General features: G+C 62.7%; 10 protein-coding genes. 4 read left to right on the forward strand and 6 right to left on the reverse strand.

Annotated elements, in window-relative coordinates:
- Positions 1-73 precede the first annotated feature (73 nt).
- From AC56QP_RS10525 to proC, 3 genes are read left to right on the forward strand one after another with little or no spacing between them, the layout of a single operon-like run.
- On the forward strand, positions 74-1,072 hold the full coding sequence (locus AC56QP_RS10525) for a glycosyltransferase family 2 protein (RefSeq protein ID WP_489859771.1): 999 nt from the start codon (positions 74-76) through the stop codon (positions 1,070-1,072).
- Complete coding sequence (locus AC56QP_RS10530; RefSeq protein ID WP_489859770.1) at positions 1,041-2,384, forward strand: O-antigen ligase family protein; 1,344 nt, start codon at positions 1,041-1,043, stop codon at positions 2,382-2,384. The genes AC56QP_RS10525 and AC56QP_RS10530 overlap by 32 nt, the downstream gene beginning before the upstream one ends.
- Positions 2,385-2,442: 58 nt before the next feature.
- Positions 2,443-3,258, forward strand: coding sequence for a pyrroline-5-carboxylate reductase (proC, locus tag AC56QP_RS10535; RefSeq protein WP_489859769.1), 816 nt, complete (start codon positions 2,443-2,445; stop codon positions 3,256-3,258).
- Between the two features lie 4 nt (positions 3,259-3,262).
- Here proC and AC56QP_RS10540 read toward each other — a convergent pair whose 3' ends face one another.
- The 6 genes from AC56QP_RS10540 to AC56QP_RS10565 all read right to left on the reverse strand — a co-directional run bounded on the left by AC56QP_RS10540 (position 3,263) and on the right by AC56QP_RS10565 (position 11,156).
- Entirely contained in the window at positions 3,263-4,579 is a 1,317-nt protein-coding gene (locus AC56QP_RS10540; protein ID WP_489859768.1) for an NAD(P)H-dependent oxidoreductase, read from the reverse strand.
- 173 nt (positions 4,580-4,752) lie between these two features.
- The gene (locus tag AC56QP_RS10545; RefSeq protein ID WP_489859767.1) at positions 4,753-6,144 is read right to left on the reverse strand and encodes a multicopper oxidase family protein; all 1,392 of its coding nucleotides are present in this window, start codon (positions 6,142-6,144) and stop codon (positions 4,753-4,755) included.
- 1,244 nt (positions 6,145-7,388) lie between these two features.
- Entirely contained in the window at positions 7,389-8,150 is a 762-nt protein-coding gene (locus AC56QP_RS10550; RefSeq protein ID WP_489859766.1) for a glutamine amidotransferase, read from the reverse strand.
- 86 nt (positions 8,151-8,236) lie between these two features.
- Positions 8,237-9,289: a rhamnose ABC transporter substrate-binding protein gene (locus AC56QP_RS10555; RefSeq protein WP_489859765.1), complete on the reverse strand. Its 1,053-nt coding sequence runs from the start codon at positions 9,287-9,289 to the stop codon at positions 8,237-8,239.
- Complete coding sequence (locus tag AC56QP_RS10560) at positions 9,286-10,275, reverse strand: ABC transporter permease (protein WP_489859764.1); 990 nt, start codon at positions 10,273-10,275, stop codon at positions 9,286-9,288. The genes AC56QP_RS10555 and AC56QP_RS10560 overlap by 4 nt, the downstream gene beginning before the upstream one ends.
- A complete protein-coding gene (locus tag AC56QP_RS10565; protein ID WP_489859763.1) occupies positions 10,272-11,156 on the reverse strand; it encodes an ABC transporter permease in 885 nt (294 codons plus the stop codon). Before AC56QP_RS10565 ends, AC56QP_RS10560 begins: the two co-directional genes overlap by 4 nt.
- 82 nt (positions 11,157-11,238) lie before the next feature.
- Here AC56QP_RS10565 and AC56QP_RS10570 point away from each other — a divergent pair, with 82 nt between their 5' ends.
- Positions 11,239-12,282, forward strand: coding sequence for an IS110 family RNA-guided transposase (locus AC56QP_RS10570; protein WP_489859762.1), 1,044 nt, complete (start codon positions 11,239-11,241; stop codon positions 12,280-12,282).
- Positions 12,283-12,433 lie beyond the last annotated feature (151 nt).

Here is a 12,433-nt window from a genome sequence, read left to right on the forward strand (position 1 = left end):
CGCAAGGTGATTAACGAAACGTTATCACCGGTGGTGTTACCAGAACCCCAACTCACCATGTGGCTGGACACGGATGATCCCTTTGCCATCGGACGGTTCGGTATCGATCGCGGGACGGTCTCCCCGGCTTGACGTGGAGGCCATCGAAGCGGTCGTCACCTTGCCGACCTTCAAGCGCCCAGAGCAGCTCCTGGAAACGCTGGCGTCGCTGCGGGCGCAGAGGACCGGCAGGCGCTTTGCCGTCATCGTCATGGAGAACGAAGCCGAGGCGCGCGCGGGCGCCAGGGCCGCGCTGCCGTTGTTCGAGCGCGGCGAGATGTCGGGTCTGGTGATCATTGCGCAAGAACGCGGCAATTGCAGCGCCTACAACGCCGGCTGGCAGACGGCGATCCTGCAATTCCCCAACTTCAGGCATTTGCTGGTCATCGACGATGACGAGATCGCCGATCCGCAGTGGCTGGAACGGATGTGCGGCGCAGCCGAAACGCTCGGAGCCGATATCGTCGGAGGCCCGCAGGTGCCTGTGTTTGCCGATCCCGCCCATGCGAGATGGGCTGACCATCCGGTCTTCGCGCCTCCCTACCGTGAGACAGGACGAGTGCCGGCGCTCTATTCGTCAGGCAATCTTCTGGTCGGCCGCAACGTGCTCACCGCCATGGGGCCGCCTTTTCTCGACCTCAAATTCAACTTCATGGGTGGCGGCGATTCCGACTTTCTCAGCCGGTCTGCGCAGAAGGGCTTTGTGCTCGGCTGGTGCGCCGAAGCCAAGGTGCAGGAAACCGTTCCGGCCCGGCGTGTCGAAGCCGACTGGATCCGTGCCCGCAGCCTGCGCAACGGCGTGATCTCGACGCTGGTCGAAAAGAAGAAGCGCGCCGGCACGCCGCTGGCCAGCGCCAAGGTGCTGTTGAAGAGTCTGGCGTTGCTTGCCGCCTCGCCGTTTCGCGGCATGGTCCGGCTGGCGCGAACGGGATCGCCGGCGATCGCCATCTACCCCGTCCATGTGGCGCTGGGCCGCGTGATGGCCGAATTCGGATATGCCAATGAGCAGTACCGCCAGCCTGAGAAAAACTGAGCGCGCACCGCTTAGCGCAGCATTCACGCGCGAAGGCGTGGCGACCGCGATCGCGGCGCTTTTGTTCACCGTCATCATGGTGTCCTTCCGCCCGTTCCAGCCAGCCGGCGCCGAACTGACCGGTCAAGGCGGCGACATCGTCAATCAGCTCGGTTTCAGCTCACTCGGTGCTGTTTCGATCTTCTCGCTGATGGCCTTCGCCGATCCGCGCATCGTGCGTTCGCTGCTCAGCCCGTCCTGGATGCTGATGCTGGGCTTTTTCTTCCTGTCGGTGGTGATGGCAACCGATCCGCCGTCGGCCATGCGCGCCGCTTCGTTCACCCTGATCGGCATTCTGACGATGGCGACGGTCCTGGTGTTGCCGCGCGACGCCGAAGCCTTCTCAAAAGTCATTATCTTCACTGCCGTCGTGGTCATGGGACTGTCCTATCTCGGCCTCATCGTCTTTCCGCACGAGGCGATGCACACGGCCGACTCACAGGAACCAGAGCATGCGGGCCTGTGGCGTGGCGTGTTCACCCACAAGAACATCGCCGGGCCGATCATGGCCTGTTTCAGCTTCGCCGGGCTCTATCTCTACCGGCGTGGGCAGCGGTTCTGGGGCGCGGGGATCTTCTGCGCGGCGATGATCTTCATGCTGCACACCGGCTCCAAGACGACGGCCGGCCTGGTGCCGTTCTCGATCCTGATCGTCATGTTTCCGAGCCTGGTGGGCATGCGGCTCGGCACCCCGATCCTGTTCGCGCTGGCGATCATGGCCACGGCGGTCGGCACGCTGGGGATCGTCTTCCTGCCGCCTGTGAAACAGCTGGCGGCGATCTATTTCCCCGACCTCACCTATACCGGGCGCACGACGCTGTGGGAGTTCGCCGGCTCCATGCTGGCGAAGAAGCCATGGACCGGTTACGGCTATGAAAGCTTCTGGGGCACGCCACTGCTGCTCAACCAGGACCAGCCCTTCGACCGGCCCTGGGACATCCGAACCATCGTGCACGGCCATGACGGCTATCTCGACATCGCCGTACTGATGGGCATTCCGGCACTTTGCGTCGCGGTCTATACCTTCCTCATCGCGCCGCTGCGCGACTACATGCGCATTCCGTTGCGCAAGGAAAACATCTATCTCGGCGACTTCTTCATGATGGTGGTGCTGTTCACCGCGCTCAACGCTTTCCTCGAAAGCTTCTTCTTCCATCGCGGCGACCCGGTCTGGCTGTTCTTCGTGCTCGGCGTGCTTGGCCTCAGGCAAGTGTCGCTGCGGCCGATCGCGGTGCGCAACCCCGATCGCGGAGAGCGATTTTCTCCGTCCTAACGGGGCTTCCCCACGGATGCGCGAGCGTCTATGTGAAGGCCTTCCTTCGGAGGGTTCCATGACGATCAGGCTTGTTCTCGCCGGCTGCGGCAATATGGGTTACGCCATGCTTGCCGGCTGGCTGAAATCCGGCAAGCTTCATCCCTCGGCGGTTTTCGTGGTCGAGCCCAATGCCGACCTGCGCAATCGCGCGGCAGCGCTTGGCTGCGGCGCCGCTGCGGATGCCAGCGATATTCCAGCCGATGCCGTGCCTGATCTCGTCGTCATCGCGGTGAAGCCGCAGGTGATCCGCGACGTGACCGCCGGCTACAAGCGTTTCGGCGATGGCCGCACCACCTTCGTCAGCATCGCCGCCGGCACGCCCGTCGCCACCTTCGAGGCGATCCTGGGCAACCGCGCGCCGGTCGTGCGCTGCATGCCCAACACGCCTGCCGCGATCGGCAAGGGCATGATGGTGGTGTTTTCCAACAGCTTGGTCTCAGATGAGACCAAGCGCTTCGTCGCCGATCTGCTTTCGGCGAGCGGGCAAGTGGCCACCATCGAAGACGAGGGCCTGATGGATGCGGTCACCGCCGTATCAGGATCGGGGCCGGCCTATATCTTCCATTTCATCGAAGCATTGACCATTGCTGCCGAGGAGGCCGGGCTGCCGACAGCGACCGCCAAGCTGCTCGCCATGCAGACCGTCTACGGCGCGGCCTCGCTCGCCGCCGAAAGTGGTGAGGAACCAGGTGTCCTGCGCCAGCAGGTGACCAGCCCCAACGGCACGACGGCAGCGGCCCTTGGCGTGCTGATGGGCGAGGACCGGCTGACAAATCTGCTGACCGAAGCGGTCGAAGCGGCGCGGCTGCGGTCGATCGAACTGGGGAAATAGAGCCTCAGTTCGCTCCGTACAGCATCGCGTCCTGCAGCCGGCGCAGAGCGAACAGCCTCGTCGTCTGGTCGGGTGCGGCATTGTCGGCAGTCAGCAATTCGCCTTTCCTGACCGCTTTCAGCACCGTGCCGCCCTCGAGCAGGCCGACCGGCACGGCGCGCTGGCCGCGGGCTTCGCCGACGGTCATCGTCCACGAGCGGTAGCAGGTTTCGCCGATCGCATCGAAGGTCTCGCCGGCGACGAGATCGCGCTTGGCGACCGCGCACACCTCGGCCACCGGCCTCGGCAGCGGCACCATGTCGGGCTTGCCGAAAAGCACGATGCGGGCGGCGGTCAGCGGCACTTCCAGCGAGGTCAAATGATAGGGCCTGAACAGGCTGTAGTAGGGTCCGTGGCCGATATGCAGATCGTCCATGCGCTCGATGACGCGCGGATGCGTCGCCTCGACGATGACGAAGACACCGGGCGCGACGCCCTTGCCGACCGTGTAATCGACGACGCCCTTCTTCGTCAGCAGACCGCCATCCTCGCGCGGAATCAGCACCTTGGCGAGATCGTCGCGGTCGGCCTTCGGCCCGTGCATGCCGGGCACATCAGGCACCAGACCGGTGGCATTGGCGATGGCGCACATCTCGACCATGGTCTTGGAGCCGTCGACGAATTCGACCAGCATGCGCGGGTTCATGTTGCGGCGTAGCGCTTCCTCGCGATAGTCGTCCGGTACGGCATCGTGGTTGAGAGGGTTGTTCTTGCCCTTGCCGGCCGAGACGATGGTCAGCCCCAGCGCGGAGGCGAACTCGATCAGTTCCATGCAGCTTGACGGTTCGTCGCCCGCGCCGACCGAATAGACGACGCCAAGCCGGTCGGCCTGCTGCTTGAGATAGCAGCCGATGGTGACATCGGCCTCGACATTCATCATCACCAGGTGCTTGCCGTGCTCCATCGCCATCAGGTCGAAATCGGCTGCAACGCCCGGCTTGCCGGTGGCGTCGATGACGACGTCGATCAGCGGATTGGTCACCAGCATCTCGTTGGAGGTGATGGCGATCTTGCCGCTCTCGATGGCGCCGGTGACTTTCGATGCGGTGTCGGCCTCGACCGCCATGGCTTCGTCACCATAGGCAATGCGGATGGCCGCGCGCGCGGTGTGCGGGCGCCGTGTCGAGACCGCGCAAACCGAAATGCCCGGCATCAGCATGCCTTGCGTGACCAGGTCGGTGCCCATCTCGCCCGAACCGATGACGCCAATGCGCACCGGACGGCCCTCGGCCGCACGCCTGGCGAGATCGCGGGCAAGCCCGGTCAGGGCGACATTGGTCATGCGGGAGCGTCCATGGTTCTTGATTTGGAGGCGGCAATAGCAGGGAATCGCCCCCTCTTGCCAACGAAACCGGAGTCGGTGGCAATTTCTCGCCCGTCAAAGCAGGCGCAAACGCCCCTGACTGTGGGGGGCACACGAACCCATGCCAATCGTACGATCGGTCGAGCGAGGCGTTACACCACTCTGAAGTAGCTGGTCATTCCCGATTTCTGGTGCTCGATGATGTGGCAGTGCAGCAGCCAGTCGCCAGGATTGTCGGCGACGAAGCCCAGGCTCACCTTCTCGTTGGGCTGAATGAGATAGGTATCGGAAATCAATGGCTGAACCGGGCGCGTCGAGGACGACAGCACCTTGAAGCTCATGCCGTGCAAGTGCATCGGATGGGATTGCGGCGTCAGATTCTCCATGTCGATGACATAGCTGCCTCCGAGCTTCAACTCGGCCAGCGGCGCGGTCGGATCTGACGTATCGCCCGACCACGGCACCTTGTTGATCGCCCAGAAGCTGTAGCCAAGTGAACCACAAATGCTGTCGCTCGGGATGTTTTCCGCCGTAGCGCTGAGCGCCAGGGGAATATGCTCGGCAGCGGTGAGATCCACTTCCTTCACCGGATTGACTTCCAGGGGCGCAACGTCACGAATGTCCCGCTTGAGCGAGCTTCCAGTCGCGCGCAGGATCGCGAGCACCTTGGGCTTGGTGCCCCTGACGTCTCGCAGGCTTACAATAGCCTCCTCGTCGTCGGGCATGCGTATGGCGAGTTCCATGCGCTGGCCGGGTCCAAGCAGCAAGGCATCGGGTGAAAAACGCTGCGGCACCGGATTGCCGTCCAGCGCCATGACTGCCGCCTCAGCGCCGTCGACGCGAAAGGCATAGATGCGCGTGACGTCGGTGATGGCGACCCGCAGCCGCACCAAGCCACCGGCCGGCGCGTCATATCGCGGCTGATCGAGCCAGTTGGCCGTGCGCACCGTGCCGTATGTGCCGGTTCTCGCGGCATCGCGCGGCCGGAACTGCTCGATGAACTGGCCGTCGTCGCCAAGACGCCAGTCGCGCAGATTGAGGACCACCTCGGAATCGAATTTCGGATCGCCCGGATCCTCGACCACGATCACGCCTGCCAGGCCGTGACCGATCTGGGTCAGCGTGTTGCAATGCGGGTGGTACCAGAAGGTGCCAGCGTCGGGCGGCGTGAACGCATAGTCGAAATGATCGCCGGTGTAGACGTAAGGCTGGACCAGGAACGGAACGCCGTCCATCTTGTTTGGAACGCGAATGCCGTGCCAGTGGATCGTCGTCGGATCGTCGATCGCGTTGACAAGGCGCGCGGCGAAGGGCTCGCCTTTTTTCATTCTGAGCACAGGAGGCATTCCGGCGTCGCCATAAGTCAGCACGTCGCTGGTCTGGCCGACATCCATCAGCTTCGCCTGGATCTTCGCCGTCCGCAGCACCACCGGCTCAGGGCCGGCGGCGGCCCAGCCGCCGAACTTCATGGCCGAAAGCCCGATCCCACTCGCTCCGGCAACCGCTGCAGTTTTCAAAAGTCCGCGGCGTGTGAGTACGGTCATTTAGCGCTCCAACTGCAAAGACGGCTGCCCCGGGGATTTATCGCTTTGGATCGCGGGCGGGCAGCCAGCGCAGATGCGGATATTGGCACATCGTATCTTGATGATGCCATGCGACCCGATGACATTTGCTTGTGGCAGGGCGTGAGCCGCGATCGGGCTTGGTCAGAACCAGGCACGCGGCGCTTTGGCGTCAGTGCAGTTTGGCAAGCAAGACCTGCGGGCTTTTCCGATGATCCCTATCCACGCTTGCCAAAAAAACGGGCGAAGATCGGATCGAAGCGATCCGGCGAATCCCAGAATGGCGCATGGCTCGACTTGTCGAGCAGGTGGGTCCTGCCTCGAGTTCGGCGAGGCGCCTGGGAAGCGGAAAGCGAAGACGCGGGTCCGCCATCGCATCATTCCCTAGTATTTTAGAATCAGCTAACTTTATGCGGCGGCGGGACCCCAACCCCGCCGAGGCCGGCGCTCGATGGAGCACCCAAATCCCGAGGGCGTCGGCCGCACCTGGCCGAGCGGCCTATATCTCCGAACCTTGGTACTGTACGGCCTCCTTCCACAATGTCAGGGCCGTTGTTGGCGAGCGGCCTTTCACTTGAATATCTCGACCTCTGTACTTTCCAGCAGCGATCCACACTGTCTTCGAACGCTGGTATATGGTGATGCCTCGTGCAGTCGCGCGAGCGCACAGCTCTGGATCATTTCGATACATTAAAGCCACCCCCCGGTTGCCCCATCAAATGTAACACGAAAGCGAGAAAATGCCAGCAATGAATGAGCTATGATTTGGAATCGCAGCCCCTTTACTTCAAAGTCGAGAGCGAACTCGCCGGGGGGTTGCCCCAACCCCAACTGTCCCCGGCGAGCCGAACCTGATTTGTGTCCCAAATCAGGACCGGGATTAGCCGGCACAACGGCAGTTGCAAGACGAGTGCCAGTCCTGTTTTCGAAAACGACCATCGACCGCAGTGACCGCTGGCCAGCTTTTTACAGCCTGACCTTGGCGCTCGACCCTAACCTTGTGGTCGATCACTTTTGCCAACCGGTCCGCCGAACAAGACATGTCCGGCCTCCAGGATGGAGCCGGGCTCGAACTGACGCATCTGCACAGCTGACAACCGCCGGAGCGCCAACGCGACCAATTCACGGAACCAGGGAGACCGGTGCTGCGAGAGAGGATTTGAAAGCCATCGCTTCAAGGCCTGCGGTGAAACCGGCAACGGCACGGAACCAGCTGTCCGCCTCTCTTATTCGGTGCCGGCGAGCCACCGCACCATGTTCGCCATCAGCTTGCCGTAGAGCGGCCATTGGAGAAAATCCTGCGAGAGCCAATGCGGACCGATGTCGGTCGCCCAGGCGACCGTGCGGCCGCGGCCATGGCTGCGAACGGCGAGGAGCGGCCAGTCGGTGCCGCGATGGTGGCAGGTCGCCAGCAGCCGGGACGAGCCGTCGCGCCTGAAATCCAGCTTGTTCATACCGAGGATCGGCGGCAAAGGTCCCTCCACCCCGGCAAAGATCGGGTGGGAAGACTGCAGGATTGACGCCTGCAGGCCCTGGGGCACCTCCATGCCGTCGCAAAACGGCAAACAGCGCACGGGCAGCACGTCTTCGACCGGGGTGTCATGGAACCGCGCCGTCCCGAACATGCCCTGAAAGCCCATATAACCGCCGGCCAGCATCAGCCCGCCGCCGTTCTCGACATAGGCTTTCAGCACTTCGAGGCGGTTGACGCCGACACGCCCGGCGCGGGCATCAGGCGTGACCAGCAATGTCAGAGCGCCGACATCGGAGATCACCACCGCCTGATACCGGGCGAGCGCGTCGAGGTCGTAGGGAAACTCGGCGGCGCAGCGGTCGCCGCCGATCTGCGTGACAGCAATGTCCTCCATGGCCAGTGCGGCGTTGAACGCCGTTGCGCCATTTGTCGAGGTCGCACTTATCAAAACATCGCCGCCGACGGCGACCGAGGTCGTAGCCGCGAAGGTTTCACCTGCAAGCAACACGTTCATCGTCGCACCTGCGCCAATCGGTCGATCAAAGAGACGCAGGGACGCCAATCAAGTTGACGCCCCCAGCGCGGATTCAGTCGGCAGGATCAGAACTTGAACTCGGCCAGATTTTCGGGAGTCACAATTTTCGCCGGTCCAAGGATCAATTCGCCGCCGGCCCCAATCGTGTATTCGCCGAGCCTGCCTGCCTTGAACTTCTCACCTTCCTTGCCGGTGATCTTGCACTGCGCAAGCGCCTGGGCCGTCTGATAGGTCAGATAGCCAAGATCGGTGACATTCCACCAGATATCCTGCGCGGCGCCATCCTTAATGTATTTCGAGATCAGAGTGGCCGGTGCCAGGCCGGTCAGCTTGACCTTGCCGATCATGCCCGCCTCCTCGAGTGCACGCGCGGCCGCCGGAAGGCCTATGCCTGCAGGAACGATGATCACCTTGAGATCCGGAAACGCCTGCACCAGCGCCAGTGCCTGCTGCTGGTTGATCTGCTCGCTTTCTTCGCCATAAGCGACCTGCACCAGCTTCATCTTGGAGAACTTCGGCTCGGCCGCCATCTTCGCCTTCATGAAGTCGATCCAGGCGTTCTGGTTGGTCGCCGTGGGGGTCGACGACAGGATCGCGAATTCGCCTTCACCGCCGCTGAGATTGAATGCACTTTCCAGCATCATTTCGGCGAGACTGTCACCCTTCACCTGATTCACGAATACCGCGCGGGCATCGGCCGCCACATCGGAGTCATACGAAATCACCCGGACGCCCTGCTGGACGGCGCGCTTCAGCGCAGGCGCAACCGCATTGGCGTCGTTACCGGCAATTGCGATGACCCCGACCTTCTGCGACACGAGGCTGTTGATGAATTCGATCTGCGCCTCAGCCGTGGCTTGCGATGGGGCGACCTGGGTAGCGGTGCCGCCAATTTCCTTCGCCGCCTCTTCGGCGCCTCCAAAAGCCACCTTGAAGTAGGGGTCGGTGTCGAGCTTGGGCAGGAACCCAACCGTTACAGGTTCCTTGGCGCACTCCTGGCTGAGGGCCAGCGAGGTCGGCGCGAGCAGAACCGCGGATGCGAGCAGGGCTAATCTAAACGCTTTCATTGTAACTCCTCCGTCAAAAAATCGGGCTTGAAGGAAGGGGCCCGAGATCACCCCTTGGTCTCGCGCATGGCGCGCGATCTGCTGAGCATCTCCTGTGTGGAGCGCCAGTAATTGCCGACCAGCAGCGAACCGATCAGGAGCAAGCCGATGATCATGCCCTGCGCGTCGCCACCGATCTGGTTGAGCGCCAGCACGTTGCGGATGATGGCGATCAGGACCAGCGCCAGCATGACGCCGGTCAGGCGGCCCTTGCCGCCAAAGACGCTGACGCCGCCGAGCAGCACGATGGTGATGACATCGAGTTCCATGCCGAGCGCATTGTTGGCGCGGGCATTGGAGAGGCGGGCGGTATAGACGATGCCGGCAATGGCGGCGATGATGCCTGAAACCACGAACAGGTTCAGGACCATCCGGCGCGTGTTGATGCCGGAATAGCGCGCCACTTCGGGGCTGCCGCCAAGCGCGTAGATGCGCTTGCCGGTCGGCGTCTTCTGCAGGATGACGGCAAACACTGGCGCCAGCACCAGGAATGGCACGATTGTCCACGGTATCTCGGTGCCGGGCAGGTTGTTGATGCCGAAATCGACGACCGCGGGCGGCAGGATGTTGACCGAACCGGTGCCGAGCAGGATGTAGCCAACACCTCGATAGAGCGCCATGGTGCCGAGCGTCACCACCAGCGACTGCAGTCCCAAGCCCGAGACCAGATAGCCGTTGAAGGCGCCGAGCAGGCCACCGGTGACGAGCGTCAGCGGGATCGCCGCCAGCGTCGGCATGCCGGCCTGGACGAGCAGGCCAAAGACCACGGATGTCAGCGCCAACACCGAGGCGATCGACAGGTCGATTTCGCGGGTGATGATGAGCAGCGTCATCGGCAGGATCAGCAACGCCTTTTCCGAGGCGCTCGCGGCCAGTTGAGAGAGATTGAAGCCGGAAACGAAGTTGGGCACGAACATCGCCGCGTAGAGGAATATGGCCAGGCAGGAGATCGCCAGCAGCAGATCCCAGAAGTCGATCGAACGGAGGAACTTTCTCATCTCGCCCTCACCTGTCTTGCCTGCTCCGCGCGCCGCACGATGAAGGTGTCGATGCCGATGGCGACCAGGATCACCAGGCCGTAGACGCCCTGCAGCCACAGCGGGTCGACGCGCACCAGCGTCAGCCCGTTCTTGATGACCAGCAGGGTGAGCGCGCCAAGGATGATGCCGAGCAGCGTGCCCGAACCGCCGCGGATGGCGACGCCGCCGACCACCGCCGAAGCGATCACGGTGAGTTCGAAGCCGAGCGCGACACGCGCATCGATGGTGGCGTAGCGGGATGCCCAGAGCGCGCCGCACAGGCCGCCGAGCAGGCCGGCCATACCGAAGGCCAGAAGGATGCGGCGGTCGACGGGGATGCCGATGAGACGCGCCCCGTCCGGGTTGGAGCCGGTGGCGAACAGTTCGCGCCCGGTGGCTGTGCGATAGAGCAGCACGTAGCCGGCGCACAGGATGACAATGGCGATGACGACGATCAGCGGCACGCCGGCGATCTTCAGGCCGGTCATGTCGAGCCAGGCCTGCGTGACCTCGTCGGCGCTGATCTGGTCGCCCGCCGCCCAGATCGAATTGAAACCGCGAAAGATCGACATCGAGGCCAGGGTGACGACGATGGCGGGGATCCTTCCCCTGGTGACGACAAGGCCGTTGATCAGACCAGCGACACCACCGACCGCGCATGCGGTCGCCAGGCCGATGCCGATGTCGAGTCCCGGATAGGCCTGAACCATGCTGGCCGCCATGTAGGCTGAAAGACCGATCACCGCGGCGATTGAAAGGTCGATATTGCGGGTGATCAGCACCAGCATCTGTGCGAGTGCCGCAACAACCAGCAAGGCAGCATCCATCGACACGGCGGTCAGGTTTGCCGCGCTCACCATGATGAGGTGGAACGGCCCGCTCCGACAGCATCAAAGTGCTAACGTGGTCGTTGTTGCAAACGCCACAAGGAGGGACCGTTCCGTGAAAGATGTTACCACTATCGGGCTGGACTTGGCCAAACAGGTTTTTCAGGTTCATGGCGCCGACGCTGACGGCGCGCCGCTGTTCAACCGGAAGCTACGCCGCGCCGAGGTTTTGCGCTTTTTCGAGAAATTGCCACCGTGCCTGGTTGGGATGGAAGCATGCGCGAGTGCGCATTACTGGGCGCGAGAGATCGCGGTCTTCGGTCACAACGTCAAACTGCTACCACCTCAATACGTGAAGCCGTTCGTCAAACGCGGGAAGACAGATGCCGCCGATGCGGAGGCCATCAGCGAGGCCGTAACGCGAAAGACCATGCGGTTCGTCCCGGTCAAGACGGCTGAGCAGCAGGCAGCCGTGATGGTGCTCAAGACGCGTGCATTGCTCGTCCGTCAGAGAACTCAGACGATCAACGCCCTGCGCGCTCATATGGGCGAGTTGGGCATCATCGCTCCAATCGGGATTGCCAACGTCAAGGCATTGGCCGTCATCATCCGGGATGGGGCTGATAGCCGCTTGCCGCCGGCTGCGCGATTTGCTCTCACAGAGATGGTCGACCAGATTGAGCTTCTTGCAGCGCGGATCGATAGACTTGAACGTGAGATCGTTGTTCAAGCCAGGCAAGACTCGGATATGCGTCGGCTCGCTACCATCCCCGGCGTGGGGGCCATTATTGCCATGGCCATCAAAGCGCTCGTTCCTGATCCCGGCGGATTCAAATCGGCTCGGCACTTTGCTGCCTGGATAGGCCTGACACCAAAGGCCCATTCGAGCGGCGGCAAGGATCGCCTGGGGCGCATTTCCAAGATGGGCAATTCAGAATTGCGATCGCTGCTTGTGACTGGGGCCGCATCCGTCCTTCGCCATGTGCGAACTGACGACAAGGCGCGGCCGTGGCTGAAGGACTTGCTTGGCAGACGCCCTTTCAAGGTCGTGGCAGTTGCGCTGGCCAACAAGACGGCGCGGATCATCTGGGCTTTGTTGACCAGAGGTGGAGTATACCGCAACCCAATGGAAACAAGGGCGAACGAGATCCCCGCTTAAGGATCCGGACCGCCCATACGAGCTGACCGGCAAGGGCCGGCAGAAGCGAGGTGCAAAAGCAGACGATGAACCCACGGGACTAAATCCCGAAACAGGACAGGCCGAAACCCGTGACGCGCACAAAAGCGCGCCCCCTTGATCCAGCCACCTG

This window comes from Mesorhizobium sp. RCAM 05104 (genome assembly GCF_059683645.1).